General features: G+C 69.4%; 14 protein-coding genes and 1 riboswitch. Of the genes, 7 read left to right on the top strand and 7 right to left on the bottom strand.

Features of this window, described 5'->3' with window-relative positions; translation table 11 throughout:
- Positions 1–126 precede the first annotated feature (126 nt).
- The 3 genes from def (at position 127) to ACIHAR_RS34605 (ending at position 3,526) form a co-directional block, all read left to right on the top strand.
- Positions 127–777, top strand: coding sequence for a peptide deformylase (gene def / locus ACIHAR_RS34615; protein ID WP_365466180.1), 651 nt, complete (start codon positions 127–129; stop codon positions 775–777).
- 329 nt (positions 778–1,106) lie between these two features.
- Complete coding sequence (gene cyc1 / locus ACIHAR_RS34610; protein WP_400023186.1) at positions 1,107–2,159, top strand: epi-isozizaene synthase; 1,053 nt, start codon at positions 1,107–1,109, stop codon at positions 2,157–2,159.
- On the top strand, positions 2,156–3,526 hold the full coding sequence (locus ACIHAR_RS34605) for a cytochrome P450 (RefSeq protein WP_400023185.1): 1,371 nt from the start codon (positions 2,156–2,158) through the stop codon (positions 3,524–3,526). Before cyc1 ends, ACIHAR_RS34605 begins: the two co-directional genes overlap by 4 nt.
- A gap of 22 nt (positions 3,527–3,548) precedes the next feature.
- Here ACIHAR_RS34605 and ACIHAR_RS34600 read toward each other — a convergent pair whose 3' ends face one another.
- The 7 genes from ACIHAR_RS34600 to ACIHAR_RS34570 all read right to left on the bottom strand — a co-directional run bounded on the left by ACIHAR_RS34600 (position 3,549) and on the right by ACIHAR_RS34570 (position 11,866).
- Positions 3,549–4,514 carry a helix-turn-helix domain-containing protein gene (locus tag ACIHAR_RS34600; protein WP_365466186.1) on the bottom strand — a complete coding sequence of 322 codons (966 nt, stop codon included), beginning with the start codon at positions 4,512–4,514 and terminating at the stop codon, positions 3,549–3,551.
- A 244-nt stretch (positions 4,515–4,758) separates the two neighbouring features.
- Positions 4,759–5,772 (bottom strand): ribonucleotide-diphosphate reductase subunit beta, encoded by a 1,014-nt coding sequence (locus ACIHAR_RS34595; RefSeq protein WP_365466188.1) that lies wholly within the window; start codon positions 5,770–5,772, stop codon positions 4,759–4,761.
- The gene (locus ACIHAR_RS34590) at positions 5,772–8,132 is read right to left on the bottom strand and encodes a ribonucleoside-diphosphate reductase subunit alpha (RefSeq protein ID WP_400023182.1); all 2,361 of its coding nucleotides are present in this window, start codon (positions 8,130–8,132) and stop codon (positions 5,772–5,774) included. The genes ACIHAR_RS34595 and ACIHAR_RS34590 overlap by 1 nt, the downstream gene beginning before the upstream one ends.
- A gap of 124 nt (positions 8,133–8,256) precedes the next feature.
- Positions 8,257–8,389: riboswitch (cobalamin riboswitch) on the bottom strand.
- 45 nt (positions 8,390–8,434) lie between these two features.
- Entirely contained in the window at positions 8,435–8,941 is a 507-nt protein-coding gene (locus ACIHAR_RS34585) for a GNAT family N-acetyltransferase (protein WP_365466192.1), read from the bottom strand.
- Positions 8,942–9,015: 74 nt separating this feature from the next.
- A complete protein-coding gene (gene mctP / locus ACIHAR_RS34580) occupies positions 9,016–10,644 on the bottom strand; it encodes a monocarboxylate uptake permease MctP (protein WP_365466194.1) in 1,629 nt (542 codons plus the stop codon).
- Entirely contained in the window at positions 10,641–10,907 is a 267-nt protein-coding gene (locus tag ACIHAR_RS34575) for a DUF3311 domain-containing protein (RefSeq protein ID WP_365466196.1), read from the bottom strand. Before ACIHAR_RS34575 ends, mctP begins: the two co-directional genes overlap by 4 nt.
- 194 nt (positions 10,908–11,101) lie before the next feature.
- Entirely contained in the window at positions 11,102–11,866 is a 765-nt protein-coding gene (locus ACIHAR_RS34570; RefSeq protein ID WP_365466198.1) for a GntR family transcriptional regulator, read from the bottom strand.
- Positions 11,867–12,287: 421 nt separating this feature from the next.
- Between ACIHAR_RS34570 and ACIHAR_RS34565 the strand changes: the two genes are divergently transcribed.
- From ACIHAR_RS34565 to ACIHAR_RS34550, 4 genes are all read left to right on the top strand, one after another.
- Positions 12,288–13,568 carry an extracellular solute-binding protein gene (locus ACIHAR_RS34565; protein WP_400023179.1) on the top strand — a complete coding sequence of 427 codons (1,281 nt, stop codon included), beginning with the start codon at positions 12,288–12,290 and terminating at the stop codon, positions 13,566–13,568.
- A 97-nt stretch (positions 13,569–13,665) separates the two neighbouring features.
- Positions 13,666–14,652 carry a sugar ABC transporter permease gene (locus tag ACIHAR_RS34560; RefSeq protein ID WP_365466202.1) on the top strand — a complete coding sequence of 329 codons (987 nt, stop codon included), beginning with the start codon at positions 13,666–13,668 and terminating at the stop codon, positions 14,650–14,652.
- Positions 14,649–15,515 (top strand): carbohydrate ABC transporter permease, encoded by an 867-nt coding sequence (locus ACIHAR_RS34555; RefSeq protein WP_365466204.1) that lies wholly within the window; start codon positions 14,649–14,651, stop codon positions 15,513–15,515. Before ACIHAR_RS34560 ends, ACIHAR_RS34555 begins: the two co-directional genes overlap by 4 nt.
- 8 nt (positions 15,516–15,523) lie before the next feature.
- On the top strand, positions 15,524–17,014 hold the full coding sequence (locus tag ACIHAR_RS34550) for a glycoside hydrolase family 3 protein (RefSeq protein WP_365466206.1): 1,491 nt from the start codon (positions 15,524–15,526) through the stop codon (positions 17,012–17,014).
- Positions 17,015–17,416 lie beyond the last annotated feature (402 nt).

Here is a 17,416-nt window from a genome sequence, read left to right as displayed (position 1 = left end):
CCGCCGCTTCGCGCCCGCGCGGCGAAGCCGTAGGTCGGACACGGTCCCGCGCCCCCTCAGGGCGCGTCCCCGTACCCTGTATCGAGCATTCACCCCCTGTTTTTCTGAGGAAGGCGTACGTCGGTCATGGCCCAGCAGGACACCGATCAGCAGCACGCGGGCGTGCTCCCCGTGGACGACGAGGGCTTCGTCATCGACACCGAGGAGACGGAGGAGCGCGAGCAGGCCTGGCGGGAGGCCGGGACCTCGCGGCCGATCACGGTCGTCGGCAACCCGGTCCTGCACAAGGAGTGCAAGGACGTCACCGAGTTCGGCGAGGAGCTCCAGCAGCTGGTCGCGGACATGTTCGCCTCGCAGCGCACCGCCGAGGGCGTGGGCCTGGCCGCCAACCAGATCGGCGTCGACCTGAAGGTCTTCGTCTACGACTGCCCCGACGACGAGGGCGTACGGCACGTCGGCGTGGTCTGCAACCCCAAGCTCGTCGAGCTGCCCGCCGACCGGCGCCGGCTGGACGACAGCAACGAGGGCTGCCTGTCGGTGCCGACCGCCTACGCGCCGCTCGCGCGGCCGGACTACGCCGAGGTGACCGGTCAGGACGAGAAGGGCAACCCGATCAAGGTGCGCGGCACCGGCTACTTCGCACGGTGTTTGCAGCACGAGACGGATCACCTGTACGGGTACCTCTACATCGACCGGCTCTCCAAGCGTGAACGCAAGGACGCGCTGCGGCAGATGGCCGAGAACGAGCCCCGCTACCCCGTGGTCGCCAACGACTGAAGCACGCCCCCACGCACACGACGCCTGGCCGGGATCCCTCCCGGTCAGGCGTCGTTCGTGTGTCCGACGCATGTTCGATCGCTTTTGCACATCTGCTGATGCATAACCAGTCATGCGGGGAGGTTTCTCAGCATGTTGGGGTAGTGAATGAAGCAAATCCGTTCCCAGAGCGGTCAGTTGTAGTGCTGAATGGGATGTACGGGGATACGCAACGGCGCACGCCCGGCACGGCGGGAGGGGTGTGCGTCACTGGCGGCTGAGAGGGGTTGTTCGTGCCAGCTTTCCCACACAGCACCACATACAGCACCGCACACAGCACCACGGCGACGGTGACCGCGGCCGCGGTACCGCCCTCGCTCTCTCTCCCAATCATCGAGGCGGCCTTTCCCCGGCAACTGCATCCTTATTGGCCGAAGTTGCAGGAGAAGACCCGCTCGTGGCTGCTGGAAAAGCGGCTGATGCCGGCGGACAAGGTCGCGGAATATGCCGACGGCCTGTGCTACACCGACCTGATGGCGGGTTACTACCTCGGCGCCTCCGAGGAGGTGCTCCAGGCCATCGCCGACTACAGCGCCTGGTTCTTCGTCTGGGACGACCGGCACGACCGCGACGTCGTGCACGGCCGGGCCGGCGCCTGGCGGCAGTTGAGGTTCCGCTTGCACGCGGCCCTGGACGCGCCCACCGCCCACCTGCACCACCCGGACCCGCTGGTCGCCGGACTCGCGGACAGCGTGGGCCGGCTGTTCTCCTTCCTTCCCGGCACGTGGAACGCGCGGTTCACCCGGCATTTCCACGCCGTGATCGAGGCGTACGACCGGGAATTCCGCAATCGCGTCCAAGGGCGCATTCCGACCGTCGAGGAATATCTGGCGCTGCGGCGGCTGACGTTCGCGCACTGGATATGGACGGACCTGCTGGAACCGAGCGCCGGATGTGAACTCCCGGAAGCCGTGAGGAAACACCCGAGCTATCGGCGTGCGGCCCTTCTGAGTCAGGAATTCGCCGCCTGGTACAACGACCTCTGCTCGCTTCCCAAGGAAATCGCGGGCGACGAGGTGCACAATCTCGGAATCAGTCTCATCACCCATGAGGGGCTGACCCTCGAAGAAGCCGTCGACGAAGTCAGGCGGCGCGTCGAGGAATGCATATCCGAGTTCCTGGCCGTGGAGAAGGACGTCCTGCTGCTGGCCGACCGGCTCGACGACGGGACGGTCCAGGGAAAGCAGGTGAGCGCCGCCGTGCAGTCCTGTCTCGCGAACATGCGGAACTGGTTCAGCTCCGTCTACTGGTTCCACCACGAGTCGGGCCGCTACATGGTCGACAGCTGGGACGACCGGTCCACCCCTCCGTACGTCAACAACGAAGCGGCAGGTGAGAAATGACCCTCGAGTCGGTGAAGCCGGCGACCCCCGAGGCACCGGACCTGCGTCAGCCGCCGCTGGCCGGAGGCGGGATTCCGCTTCTCGGTCACGGCTGGCGGCTCGCCCGAGATCCACTGGCTTTCATGAGTCGGCTGCGTGAACACGGGGACGTCGTCCGCCTCAAGCTCGGCCCCAAGACGGTGTACGCCGTCACGGACCCGGACCTCACCGGGGCGCTGGCCCTCAGCCCCGACTACATCATCGCCGGACCCCTGTGGGAGTCCCTGGAAGGCCTGCTCGGCAAGGAGGGCGTGGCCACCGCCAACGGGCCGCTGCACCGCCGCCAGCGACGCACCATCCAGCCCGCGTTCCGGCTCGACGCCATCCCGGCCTACGGGCCGATCATGGAGGAGGAGACCCACGCACTCGCCGAGCGCTGGACGTCCGGCGAGACGATCGACTGCACCTCGGAGTCGTTCCGCATCGCGGTGCGGGTGGCCGCCCGCTGCCTGCTGCGCGGGCGGTTCATGGACGAGCGCGCCGAGCGGCTGTGCATCGCGCTCGCCAGCGTCTTCCAAGGTATGTACCACCGCATGGTGGTGCCGCTCGGGCCGCTGTACAAGCTGCCGCTTCCGGCCAACCTCGAATTCAACCGCGCCCTGGCCGATTTGCACCTCCTGGTCGACGAGATCATCGCCGAACGCCGGGCATCCGGTCAAAAGCCGGACGATTTGCTGACGGCATTGCTGCAAGCGAAGGACGACAATGGCGACCCCATCGGCGAACAGGAGATCCACGACCAGGTCGTCGCCATACTCACCCCTGGCAGCGAAACCATAGCGTCCACGATCATGTCGCTGCTGCTGGTCCTCGCCGACCATCCGGAGCAGGCGGACAAAGTGTGCGCCGAGGTCCAGTCCGTAACCGGCGGCAACCCCGTCGCATTCGAGGACGTACGCAAGTTGACGCACACCAACAACGTCGTCGTCGAAGCGATGCGGTTGCGGCCCGCCGTATGGATATTGACGCGGCGGGCGGTCACCGACACGGAACTCGGCGGGTATCGCATTCCGGCCGGTGCCGACATCGTGTACAGCCCGTACGCGATCCAGCGTGATCCGCGTTCCTACGAACGGCATCTGGAGTTCGACCCGGACCGATGGCATCCGGATCGTTCGAAGGACGTGCCGAAGTACGCCATGCGCCCGTTCGGCGTGGGCAACCGCAAGTGTCCCAGCGACCACTTCTCGATGGCCCTGCTCACACTGGTCACGGCGACGCTCGCGCGGACGTTCCGCTTCGAGCAGGTCGCGGGCTCCGACGACGCGACCCGGGTGGGCATCACCCTGCGTCCCCAGCGGCTGCGACTGAAGCCGATACCCCGGTGACAGCTCCGCTTCCGGCGTGCGTTCAGGCGGCCTGCGGCCCCCGGAACGTACGCCGGTAGGCGTTCGGGGTCGTCCCCAGCGCCCGTACGAACTGGTGGCGCAGTGCGGCCGCCGTGCCGAACCCCGTTCGACCGGCGATCGCATCCACCGTCTCGTCCGTCGCCTCCAGCAGGTCCTGCGCCAGCAGCACCCGTTGGCGCAGGATCCAGCGGTAGGGGGTCGTGCCGGTCTCCTGCTGGAAGCGGCGGGCGAAGGTGCGCGGGGACATGTGCGCACGCTCGGCGAGCTGCTCGACGGTGACCTCCTCGTCGAGGTGCCGCTCCATCCACGCCAGCACCTCGCCGACCGTGTCGCAGTGGGAGCGGGGCAGCGGGCGCTCGATGTACTGGGCCTGCCCGCCGTCCCGGTGCGGCGGTACGACCATCCGCCGGGCGATCTTGTTGGCGACTTCGGGCCCCTGCTCCTGCCGCACGATGTGCAGACAGGCGTCGATGCCGGCGGCGGTGCCGGCGCTGGTGATCACGGGCCCTTCGTCGACGTAGAGCACGTCGGGCTCGATGATCGCCTCCGGGTTGCGTCGGGCCAGCTCGTCCGCCTGCCGCCAGTGCACACTGCACCGCCGCCCGTCGAGCAGTCCGGCCGCGCCGAGCACGAAGACGCCGGAGCACACGCTGAGCACCCTCGCGCCCCGGTCGACGGCCCTGACCAGGGCTTTCAGCAGCTCGGCCGGATAGTCGCGGGTGACGTAGTCGCTCCCGGCCGGTACGGCGATCAGGTCGGCCTCGTCCAGCCGCTCGAGGCCGTACGGCGTGGAGACGGTGAGCCCGCCGACATGCGTGTCCAGCGTCGGCCCCTCCGCCGAGACGACGGCGAAGTCGTAGTCGGGCAGTCCGTCGTCACTGCGGTCGATGCCGAACACCTCGCAGACGACGCCCAGCTCAAAGGGGTGCACGCCGTCGAGGAGGACGGCGGCGACGTTCTTCAGCATGCTGCCAGTGTGCCTCGAAGGTGGCAGTAAATCGAGGGTCTACGGCAGTCCTGCCACTGTTCGTCAGGAGTGTCCGGGGCGACAGTGGTGTCATGACTACAGCACAGACAGCAGGACTGATCGCAATGCTCGCCGTGCTCGGCATGTTCGTCCTCCTGGTCCTCCCGTCAGTGATCGGGATCGTGCACGACCGGCGCATCGACCGTCAGATCAGGGAGGCCCAGGAACGCGACAAGACCGGGACTCAGAAGTCCTCGTCCAGGTCGACGGTGCCCTCCACCGCCACCTGGTACGCCGACGGACGCCGCTCGAAGAAGTTGGTCAGCTCCTGAACGCCCTGCAGCTCCATGAAGGAGAAGGGGTTCTCCGAGCCGTACACCGGGGCGAAGCCGAGACGCGTGAGGCGCTGATCGGCGACGCACTCCAGGTACTGCCGCATCGAGTCGGTGTTCATGCCCGGGAGGCCGTCACCGCACAGGTCGCGCGCGAACTGCAGCTCGGCCTCGACGGCCTCCCGCAGCATGTCGGTGACCTGCTGCTGCAGTGCGTCGTCGAAGAGGTCCGGCTCCTCCTTGCGGACGGTGTCGACGACGTCGAACGCGAAGGACATGTGCATGGTCTCGTCGCGGAACACCCAGTTGGTGCCGGTGGCGAGACCGTGCAGCAGACCCCGGCTGCGGAACCAGTAGACGTAGGCGAAGGCGCCGTAGAAGAACAGGCCCTCGATGCACGCGGCGAAGCAGATGAGGTTGAGCAGGAAGCGGCGGCGGTCCGCCGTGGACTCCAGGCGGTCCAGTTTCTCCACCGAGTCCATCCACCTGAAGCAGAACTCGGCCTTCTCCCGGATCGAGGGGATGTTCTCGACGGCGGCGAAGGCGGCCGCGCGGTCGTCCGGGTCGGGGAGATAGGTGTCCAGGAGCGTCAGGTAGAACTGGACGTGGACGGCCTCCTCGAAGAGCTGGCGCGACAGGTACAGGCGCGCCTCCGGGGAGTTGATGTGCTTGTACAGCGTCAGCACCAGGTTGTTCGCCACGATCGAGTCGCCCGTCGCGAAGAAGGCGACCAGGCGGCCGATGAGGTGCTGCTCGGCGGGAGTGAGCTTGGCGAGGTCGGCGACGTCCGAGTGGAGGTCGACCTCCTCCACGGTCCAGGTGTTCTTGATGGCGTCCCGGTAGCGCTCGTAGAAGTCCGGGTAACGCATCGGGCGGAGAGTCAGCTCGAAGCCGGGGTCGAGAAGGTTCTGGGGGCGGGGGGACATCACTGGCAGGCCTCGCAGGACTCGGGGTTCTCAAGGGAGCAGGCGACGGCCTCTTCGGAGGTCGCCTGCTGGACGGGGACGGTGGCCTGCGCCTGGGCGGCGCGGGCGATGCGCGTCGCGGGGCGCGAGCGCAGGTAGTACGTCGTCTTCAGGCCCGACTTCCAGGCGTAGGCGTACATCGAGGAGAGCTTGCCGATGGTCGGCGTCTCCAGGAACAGGTTCAGGGACTGGGCCTGGTCGAGGTACGGGGTGCGGGCGGCGGCCATGTCGATCAGGCCGCGCTGCGGGATTTCCCACGCCGTGCGGTACAGGGCCCGTACGTCCGCGGGGATCCAGGCGAAGTCCTGCACCGAGCCGTTGGAGTCGCGCAGCGCCTCACGGGTGCGCGCGTCCCAGACGCCGAGCTCCTTGAGGTCCTGCACCAGGTAGGAGTTGACCTGGAGGAACTCTCCGGACAGCGTCTCGCGCTTGAACAGGTTGGACACCTGCGGCTCGATGCACTCGTACACCCCGGCGATCGATGCGATGGTGGCGGTCGGCGCGATGGCGAGGAGCAGGGAGTTGCGCAGGCCGACGGCCGCGATGCGCTCGCGCAGCGCCGCCCAGCGCTCCGGCCAGGTGAACTCGACGTCGTAGTGGTCGGGGTGCAGGACGCCCCGGGCGGTACGGGTCCTGTCCCAGGCCGGCAGCGGGCCGTTGCGCTCGGCGAGGTCGGCGGAGGCCTCGTACGCGGCGAGCATGACGCGCTCGGCGATCCGGGTGGAGAGCGCCTTGGCCTCGGGGGAGTCGAAGGGCAGGCGCAGCTTGAAGAAGACGTCCTGGAGGCCCATCGCGCCGAGGCCGACCGGGCGCCAGCGGGCGTTGGAGCGGCCCGCCTGTTCGGTCGGGTAGAAGTTGATGTCGACGACGCGGTCGAGGAAGGTCACGGCGGTGCGGACGGTCTCGTCGAGCCGTTCCCAGTCGAGGTCGCCGGCCGCCGGGTCGACGAAGGCGCCCAGGTTGACCGAACCGAGGTTGCAGACCGCCGTCTCCCCGTCGTCCGTGACCTCGAGGATCTCCGTGCAGAGGTTGGAGGAGTGGATGACGTGGCCGGGCTCGGCCGTCTGGTTGGCGGTGCGGTTGGCGGCGTCCTTGAAGGTCATCCAGCCGTTGCCGGTCTGCGCGAGGGTGCGCATCATGCGGCCGTACAGTTCGCGCGCGGGGAGGGTCTTCTTCGCGAGGCCCGCCGCCTCGGCCCGGCGGTAGGCCGCGTCGAACTCCTCGCCCCACAGGTCGACCAGCTCGGGCACGTCGGAGGGGGAGAAGAGGGACCACTGCTCGTCGGCGTTCACGCGGCGCATGAACTCGTCCGGGACCCAGTGCGCGAGGTTGAGGTTGTGCGTGCGGCGGGCGTCCTCGCCGGTGTTGTCGCGCAGCTCCAGGAACTCCTCGATGTCGGAGTGCCAGGTCTCCAGGTAGACCGCGGCCGCGCCCTTGCGCCGGCCGCCCTGGTTCACCGCGGCGACCGAGGCGTCGAGGGTCTTCAGGAACGGGACGATGCCGTTGGAGTGCCCGTTCGTGCCGCGGATGAGGCTGCCGCGGGAGCGGATCCGGGAGTAGGACAGACCGATGCCGCCGGCGTGCTTCGAGAGGCGGGCCACCTGGTGGTAGCGGTCGTAGATGGAGTCCAGCTCGTCCTTGGGAGAGTCGAGGAGGTAGCAGGACGACATCTGAGGGTGCCGGGTGCCGGAGTTGAAGAGCGTGGGGGAGGAGGGGAGGTAGTCGAGGCGGCTCATGAGCCCGTAGAGCGCGGCGACTTCGTCGACGGACCGCGGTGTGTCGTCCTCGGCGAGACCGGCGGCGACCCGCAGCAGGAAGTGCTGGGGCGTCTCGACGACCTTGCGGGTGATCGGGTGCCGGAGCAGGTAGCGGCTGTGCAGGGTGCGCAGCCCGAAGTAGCCGAAGCGGTCGTCGGCCCGAGGGTCCGTCAGCGCATCGAGGCGCCGGCCGTGCAGTCGTACGAACTCGGCGGTCCGGTCGGCGATCAGCCCCTCGCGGTGCCCCACCGCGACGGACTCCGTGAAGGAGGTGACGCCCTGGGAGGCGGCCTCGGCGCGGATGCCGATCGTCAGCAGACGGGCGGCCAGCCGGGAGTAGGCGGGGTCCTCGGAGATGAGGCCGGCGGCCGCCTCCGTGGCCAGTTCGCGCAACTCCCTCTCGTCCGCCCGCGCGGACCGGCCCCGCAGGGCGGCGGCGGCGACCCGGCCGGGGTCGGCGTCGGGCAGGTCGGCGGTCAGCTCGGTCAGGGTGCGCAGCAGCGCGGTGCCGGGACCGTCGGTCTCCAGGGCTGCTGAAGCCGGGTCGGCTGGCGCGATGGTCACGTGGGGCTCTCCCTCGCTCGGCGGGGGCCTGGCGGAGGGCAGGGGGCAGCACACGAGCGCGCACGGCGTCGCGGTCCACCGGCCCACTCCACGAGGCCCGGACGGCAAAGCACCCGGGCCGGGACGGCCGGGGCGCACTGTCGGCAGGTCCTCGGACTGACTCCTGTGCACAGACATGCACAAGTACACCGTTGCGGGACAGTTCCGGATTCGCACCGGATTCCCCTGCGGCGACAGCGAGCATGAGCATACATCTTGTGCTCGCTCGTCGCGCCACCCCCAGATGTTGTGTCGAGGTGGTTTCAGAGCGTCAACTGATAAGTGAGGAGGGTGATGTCGTCCAGCTCCGGCACGGGATTCCAGTCCCGCTCGGGTGTGCGGACGAAGCCCAGGCGTTCGTAGAGGCGGTGGGCGGAGTGCATGGCCCGCTGGCTCGACAGCACGACGGCGGTGCAGCCCTCCGTGGCCCGGGCGCGGTCGAGGCAGACCCGTACGAGCGCCTCGCCGGCGCCACGGCCGCGGGCCTCGTGCGCGACCGCGAGCGCCCGGATCTCGGCCTCGCCCGGGCGGGCGACGTCGGCCAGGGGGCCGCCCGCGGGGACGAAGGTGACCCCTCCGAGGAGTCTGTCGCCCTCCACGGCGACGAGGACCTCGGCGACGGCCGCGCGCCCGGCCACGTCCTTCAGCACGGGCAGGTACGGGTCGCTCTCGCCGAAGTCGAGGAGACCGTCCGCGAGGTAGGCCCGCGCGGTGATCTCGCCGAGCGCGGCGTGTTCGGTGGGCTTCGCTTCCCGGATCCGGATGTCCATGCGGCGCAGTGTGCCCCACCCGCACGACGGCGGGCCGCCGGATTTCTCCGACGGCCCGCCCGTTGCCGTACCGGCTAGTGCGAGGAGCCCGCGGTGGCCGGGGGCAGTTCCACCTGCACGCCGGGGTCGCCCGCGTCCGCCGTGTAGTCCTCCGGGCTGGTCTCGTCGACGCCCTCGGGGGCCTTCACGGCCTTCAGGACGAAGGTGAGGACCACCGTCACCACCAGGTTCAGCACGAACGCCGTGAGGCCGATGTAGCCGATCTCGCCGATGCCGGGGATTTCCTTCGACGAGCCGCCGAAGTGCTTCTGGGTGGGCGAGGCGACGCCGTACGCGGCGACCGTGCCGTACACCATGCCGACCGCCCAGCCGGCGAGCAGCGCCCAGCGGTGGAACCATCGGGTGAACAGACCGCCGACCAGGGCCGGGAAGGTCTGCAGGATCCAGATGCCGCCGAGGAGCTGGAAGTTGATGGCGACCGTCTTGTCCATCGTGAGGACGAAGGCCAGGGCGCCCACCTTCACCAGCAGCGAGACCAGCTTGGAGACGCGCGTCTCCTCCTTGGGCGTCGCGTCCGGCTTGATGAAGTCCTTGTAGATGTTGCGCGTGAAGAGGTTCGCGGCCGCGATCGACATGATCGCCGCGGGGACCAGGGCGCCGATGCCGATCGCCGCGAAGGCCACGCCCGCGAACCAGTCCGGGAACATGTTCTCGAACAGCTGCGGGATGGCCAGCTGGCCGTTGCTGACCTTGACCCCGGCCGCGATCGCCATGAAGCCCAGCAGGGCCAGCAGGCCGAGCATGAGGGAGTACAGCGGCAGGATCGTGGTGTTGCGGCGGATCACCTCACGGCTGCGCGAGGACAGCGTCGCCGTGATCGAGTGCGGGTACATGAAGAGCGCCAGCGCCGAGCCCAGCGCCAGGGTGGCGTACGTCCACTGCCCCGCCTCGGCCGGCACCAGAGCGCCGCGCGGCTTGTCCGTCGCCGGGTTCACCTGGGCGAAGGCGTCACCCGCCTTGGCGAAGACGTCGTCGAAACCGCCCAGCTTGATCGGGATGTAGATGATCGCCACCGCGATCACGATGTAGATCAGCGTGTCCTTCACGAACGCGATCAGCGCGGGGGCGCGCAGGCCCGACGAGTACGTGTACGCGGCCAGCACGCCGAAGGCGATCAGCAGCGGCAGGTCCTTGATGAACCAGTTGGTGTCCTCGCCGCCGCCGACGCCCATCACGTCCAGCACGGCCTGGATGCCGACGAGCTGGAGCGCGATGTACGGCATGGTCGCGAGGATGCCGGTGAGGGCGACCGCCAGGGACAGGCCCTTGGAGCCGAAGCGACCGCGCACGAAGTCCGAGGTCGTCACGTACCCGTGCTTGTGCGAGACCGACCACAGGCGCGGCAGGAACGTGAAGATCAGCGGGTAGACCAGGATCGTGTACGGCACCGCGAAGAAGCCGGCCGCGCCGGCCGCGTAGATCGCCGCCGGGACCGCCACGAAGGTGTAGGCGGTGTAGAGGTCGCCGCCCAGCAGGAACCAGGTGACCCAGGTGCCGAACGAGCGGCCGCCCAGCCCCCACTCGTCGAGGCTGTGCTCGTTCTCGGCCTTGCGCCATCGCGCGGCCAGGAAGCCCATGACCGTGACGGCCAGGAAGAAGAAGATGAAGACGGCGAGTGCGACGCCGTTCACGCCGTCCTTCACTCCGACGCACCCCCGTCCGAGGCCGTGCGGGCGCGCTGGTCACGCTGCCACAGCTTGTACGCGACCATCGTCAGCGCGGTCGAGATCAGCACCCACGCCATCTGGTACCAGTAGAAGAAGGGGATGCCGATGAACTCGGGGTCCACCTTCGCGTACGAACCCACCCACAGCATCGCCACGAAGGGCGCGAACAGGCAGAGGGCGATGACGACGCGCACAGGCGTCACCAGCGGCCCCCTCGACACTTCCGATGGTTCCGACATCCGGCGGCTCCGTCCCCTTGTTGATCACGGGTGCAACGCACGCGAAATGTAGGTGACGGATAAAGCTCAGCGGAAGACCTCGTCCGAATATCGGTCCTCAGATGTTGCTCAGTCCTGCGGACATCGTTGCTCAGTCCGGCGGAAGCCGTCGCTCAGTCCGGCGGAAGCCGTTGCTCACATGCGGACCTCGTCGCTCAGTCCTGAGGACGCTTGAGCCGTGCGACGAACTTGTACCGGTCGCCGCGGTAGACCGACCGCACCCACTCCACCGGCTTGCCGTCCTTGTCCAGGGAGTGCCGCGAGAGCATCAGCATCGGCAGACCCACGTCGGTGCCGAGCAGGCCCGCCTCGCGCGGGGTGGCCAGGGAGGTCTCGATGGTCTCCTCGGCCTCGGCGAGGTGGACGTCGTAGACCTCGGCGAGGGCGGTGTAGAGGGAGGTGTACTTGACCAGCGACCTGCGCAGCGCGGGGAAACGCTTGGCGGAGAGGTGGGTGGTCTCGATGGCCATGGGCTCGCCGTTGGCCATGCGCAGCCGCTCGATGCGCAGCACGCGCCCGCCGGCGGTGATGTCGAGCAGGCCGGCGAGGGTGTCGTCGGCGGTGATGTAGCCGATGTCGAGGAGCTGCGAGGTGGGCTCCAGGCCCTGGGCGCGCATGTCCTCGGTGTACGAGGTGAGTTGGAGCGCCTGCGAGACCTTCGGCTTGGCGACGAAGGTGCCCTTGCCCTGGATGCGTTCGAGTCGGCCCTCGACGACCAGCTCCTGCAGCGCCTGGCGCACGGTGGTGCGCGAGGTGTCGAACTCGGCCGCCAGCGTCCGCTCGGGCGGCACCGGCGTTCCGGGCGCCTGGGTCCGCGTCATGTCGAGCAGGTGCTTCTTCAGGCGGTAGTACTTGGGCACGCGCGCGGTACGGACGGTCGCCCCACCCTCGTTCTCCGCACTGCTGACGTCGGTGCTCATGGCCTGCCTTCCCGGCTCCGGGTGCCAAGCGGCCGACGTACCCATCGGCCGCGGCTCACATCGTGGCACGGGTTCGTGGGCGGGGTGACCGGTGCGGGTGACCTCGCGCTCTCCGTGATCCCCTCTGTATACCTTCGGGACCCTGCTTGGTCTAGTCCAGCACGCCGCGCGGGGGTGGTGGTACATCCCCCGAGCGAGGGTCCGATCGGGCGTCAGAAATTGAAAAGTCCCTGCATATCGCGGTCGCGTAACGGACGTCCGAACCCCGGTGGCACACCCTTGACAGCCCTATTGGTCTGAGCCAAGCTCTCCGCACTGGTCTACACCATTGGTCCAGGTCCCGGCCCCACGGACGGTACGCGTTGACGCTCGACCGCAGCGGGGAGGCAGGGGGGTTTGTGGCATCCCTGAGGAGGGTGGCGTGAAGCGCAAGCTGACAGCCGCGATCGGTATCGCGGGCATGATGATCTCCATCGCGGCGTGCGGGGACAGTGACAACGGGGGCTCGGACAAGGGCACCGAGGCCAAGGAACTGACGGTCTGGCTCACGGTCGACGCGCAGAACAACTGGCCGGACCTGGTGAAGGCCGCCGACGCGGCGGTGCAGAAGAAGCACCCCGGACTCAAGATCAACCACGAGTACTACGGCTGGCCCGACAAGAACGCCAAGCTCGACGCGGTCCTCGCCACCGACAAGGCCCCCGACGTCGTCGAGATGGGCAACACCGAGATGCTCGGCTACATGGTCAAGGGCGCCTTCGCCCCCCTCGACGCCGGCAAGTTCGACAACTCCTCCGCCTGGCTGGACGGCCTGAAGGCCTCGGTGACCTACGAGGGCAAGACCTACGGCGTCCCGTACTACGCCGGCGGCCGTGTCGGCAACTGGCGCAAGGACCTCTTCGCCTCCGCCGGCGTCAAGACCGCCCCCAAGACCTACGCCGAGCTGACCGCCGCCCTGGACAAGGTCCAGAAGAAGGAGGGCGACAAGTTCAGCGCCTGGTACCAGCCGACCCGCGACTGGTACGCGGCCATGTCCTTCGTCTACGACGCCGGCGGCTCCATCGCGGTCGAGTCGGGCGGCGAGTGGAAGGCCAACCTCTCCTCCCCGGAGTCCCTCAAGGGCCTCAACGAGTTCAAAACCGTCGTCGACAAGTACATGCACGGCGACAAGACCAAGGACGAGTCCGACCGCTACATCGTCTACGGCCAGGGCAAGTCCGGCATGATCTTCGGCGCCGCCTGGGAGGGCGCGACCTCCGAGGCCCCCGAGAACGACAAGACCGGCAAGCTCAAGGGCAACCTCGAGAACTTCGTGATGCCCGGCCCGTCCGGCAAGAACCTCCCCGTCTTCCTGGGCGGCTCCGACCTCGCCGTGCCGGTGAAGTCGGACGCGCAGGACCTCGCCGCCGAGTGGATCAACGCGTTCACCGGCCCCTCCGGTCAGAAGGGCCTCATGGCCAAGGGCAACCTGCCCAACAACAAGACCGACCTCGCGACCCTGAAGAACGACCCCAAGACGGCCGTCCCGGCCACCGCGGCCGAGTCCAACTGGTTCGTCCCCATGGCCCCCGGCTGGGGCCAGGTCGAGAAGGCCCAGGTCCTGCAGACCATGCTGCAGAGCATCGGCACCGGAAAGAAGACGGTCGAGGAAGCCGCGAAGGAAGCGGACGCCGCCATCGACAAGGTCATCAACACCAAGTGACGAGAGGCGGGGCTCCGCTGCGGCGGAGCCCCGCCGTCCGTTCCGACCTACGGGTCTTTGCCTCCGTACGACCTGAGGGACCGCTGAGGAGCGCGCGATGAGTGCCGCAGACACGACCACCCCTGCCAAGGTGCCGCCGCCGCGGTCGGCGCCGCCACCGCCCCCGCAGCAGCGGCCCCGCGCCAAGCGCCCCACCGGCTCCGCCGGCGCCCCCTGGCTGCTGCTGGCGCCCTGCCTGCTGATCCTCGCGCTGGTGATGGGCTATCCGCTGGTCCGCCTGGTCACCCTCTCCTTCCAGAAGTTCGGGCAGTCCCAGCTCTGGGGCTTCCAGCCGGCCGAGTCGGCCGGGTTCGACAACTTCACCAAGGTGCTCGGCGACGGCGAGTTCTGGGCGGTCGTCGTGCGCACGATCGTCTTCGCGGCCGGCTGCGTGATCTTCACGATGGTCATCGGCATGCTGATCGCACTGCTGCTCCAGCGGGTCTCCGGCTGGGTGAAGACCCTGGTCAACATCGCGCTGGTGGCCAGCTGGGGCATGCCGATCATCGTCGCCACCACGGTCTTCAAGTGGCTGTTCGACGCCGACTACGGCATCCTCAACGCGGTCCTGAGCAAACTGCCCGGCGTCGAGCTGATCGGTCACAACTGGTTCGCGAGCGGGCCCCAGGGCCTCGCCGTGATCATGCTCCTGGTGGTCTGGGGAGCCGTCCCGTTCGTCGTGATCACCCTCAGCGCCGGCCTCACCCAGGTCCCCAAGGAACTGGAAGAGGCGGCCCGCCTGGACGGCGCCGGAGCCTGGGGCGTCTTCCGGTACGTCACCCTGCCCATCCTCAAGCCGATCATCGTGATGCTCACGACCCTGTCGGTCATCTGGGACATGGGCGTCTTCCCGCAGGTCTTCGTCATGCGCAACGGCCACCCCGAGGCCGAGTTCCAGCTCCTGACGACGTACTCCTACGACCGCGCCTTCGTCGTCAACGACTACGCGCAGGGCTCGGCGATCGCTCTGATCACCGTGCTGCTCCTGCTCGGCGTGGTCGCCGTCTACATGCGCCAGATGCTGAAGATCGGAGAGGTCGAATGAGCGCCGTCGCCACCACGGGAAGCGGCCCCGAGGCCGGCTCCAAGCCCAGGAAGTCCAAGCTCGGCTGGAACCTCCTCGGCCTCCTCGTCTTCGTCACCGCCGGCTTCCCCGTCTACTGGATGCTCAACACGGCGTTCAAGCCGGCCAAGGACGCCATCGACCCGGACCCGAGCCTGCTGCCCACCGGCCTCACCCTGTCCAACTTCAGCCGCGCGCTGAACATCGCCGACTTCTGGGGACCGGTCGGCCGCAGCCTGGTCGTCTCCCTCGCGGTCGTCGCGATCGGCATCGTCGTCGGCATGCTGGCCGCCCTCGCCATCTCCCGGTTCGCCTTCCGCGGCCGCAAGATCGTGATCGTCGGCATCCTCGCCGTCCAGATGGTCCCGCTGGTCGCCATGATCATCCCGGTCTTCCTGCTCCTGAACGACCTGGGCCAGTACGACCGGCTGACCGGCCTGATCATCACCTACCTGACCTTCATCCTCCCCTTCACGGTGTGGACGCTGCGCGGCTTCATCGTCAACATCCCGAAGGAGCTGGAGGAGGCCGCGATGGTCGACGGCTGCTCCCGCACCGGCGCCTTCCTGCGCGTGGTCTTCCCGCTGCTCGCCCCGGGCATGGTCGCCACCTCGGTCTACGGCTTCATCCAGGCCTGGAACGAGTACCTCTACGCCCTGATGCTCCTGAGCCAGAAGAACCAGACCGCGACCGTGTGGCTCAGCAACTTCTCCACCAAGCACGGCACCGAGTACGCCCCCATGATGGCCGGCGCCACCATGATGGCCGTACCGATCGTCGTCCTCTTCCTCCTCGTCCAGCGCAAGATGGCCGCGGGTCTGACCGCAGGCGCCGTGAAGGGATAACGCCCCCGATGACGACACTCGCCAGCGGCACCGACACTCTGACGCGCGACGCCCTGACGGTCCTCCAGCCCGGCTTCCCCGGCACCACCGCCCCCGACTGGCTGCTGCGCCGCCTCGGCGAAGGCCTCGCCTCCGTCGGCCTGTTCGGCCGTAACATCGCCTCGCCCGAGCAACTCGCCGCCCTGACCGCCCAGTTGCGCGCCGAGCGCGACGACGTGCTCGTCGCGATCGACGAGGAGGGCGGTGACGTGACCCGCCTGGAGGTGCGGACCGGCTCCAGCTTCCCCGGCAACCACGCGCTCGGCGCGGTGGACGACGTGGAGCTGACCAGGGAGGTCGCCCGGGAACTGGGCCGGCGCCTGGCCGCCTGCGGGGTCAACTTCAACTGGGCCCCTTCGGCGGACGTGAACTCCAACCCGGACAACCCGGTGATCGGCGTCCGCTCCTTCGGCGCCGACCCCGCCCTGGTCGCCCGGCACACCGCCGCCTACGTCACCGGCCTGCAGTCGGCGGGCGTAGCCGCCTGCACCAAGCACTTTCCCGGCCACGGCGACACGGCCGTCGACTCCCACCTCGCCCTGCCCCGCATCGACGCCGACCCCGCGGTGCTGACCGAGCGCGAGCTGGCCCCCTTCCGCACCGCGATCGCCGCCGGCACGCGCGCGGTGATGAGCGCCCACATCCTCGTCCCCGCCCTCGACCCCGGCCGCCCGGCAACGTTGTCCCACCGCATCCTCACCGACCTCCTGCGCGGCGACCTCGGCTACGACGGCCTGATCGTCACCGACGGCATGGAGATGCAGGCCGTCGCCGGGACGTACGGCATCGAGCGGGGCAGCGTCCTCGCGATCGCCGCCGGCGCCGACGCCATCTGCGTGGGCGGCGGACTCGCCGACGACGAGACGGTACGGCGGCTGCGCGACGCCCTCGTCACGGCCGTCCGCACGGGCGAGCTGCCCGAGGAGCGCCTGGCGGACGCGGCGGAACGCGTCCGGGCCCTGGCCCGCTGGACCGCTTCCGCCGCGCCGTCCACCGGGGGCGACGCGCCCCGCACCGACGTCGGCCTCCTCGCCGCCCGCCGCGCCCTGCGCCTCACCGGCGCGGACCGCTTCACCCCGCTCACCGAGGCCCCGTACGTCGCCGCCCTCACCCCGGTCGCCAACATCGCGGTCGGCGACGAGACCCCGTGGGGCGTGGCCGCGGAACTCGCCCGGCTCCTCCCCGGCACCGAGACGGGCAGCTTCGCCGGTGAGGACGCGGGGCGGGCGGTGCTGTCGGCGGCCGGAGACCGCCGCATCGTCGCCGTGGTCCGCGACGAACACCGTCACCCCTGGATGACGACGGCCCTCGACACCCTCCTCGCCGCGCGCCCCGACACGATCGTCGTCGAGATGGGTGTCCCCCAGGCCCCTCCCCGCGGCGCCCTCCACCTCGCCACCCACGGCGCGGCCCGCGTCTGCGGCCGAGCAGCAGCAGAAGCCCTCACGGGCACCCTCTAGCCCGCCCCGGCCCCGACGTCTGCGGGGTGCCTACGGCGCGCGGGGCCGACAGGCCCGCCCGTCCTGCGACACGGGGGCCTGCGGTGCGCGGGGCCTGCGACACGGGAGCCTGCGGCGCGGGGGCCGGGCGGCGCGCGGGGCCTGCGACACGCAGGGCCGACGGCACGCGGGGTCGGCCCGCACACTGAGGGCTTGTATGTCGGCCCGTTCCGTACGTCGGCCTGACGGTGGACCGGGCGTCGGTCGCGGAGTCGGCGACGGGCTGCCGAGGGACCCCGGACAGCAGGGTGAGGGGCCGCGCGCCGCCCGGCCCCGCACGGCCTGGCCCGCCCGGACCGGCTCGCCCACCCCGTGTGCCCGGCAGCACCCCGTGTGCCCGCCGGCACTGTGGGTGCCGGTCCG

Source organism: Streptomyces sp. NPDC052016, assembly GCF_044548445.1.
In the GTDB taxonomy this organism is placed as follows: Bacteria; Actinomycetota; Actinomycetes; order Streptomycetales; family Streptomycetaceae; genus Streptomyces.
This window is presented reverse-complemented; position numbering and strand designations above follow the sequence as displayed.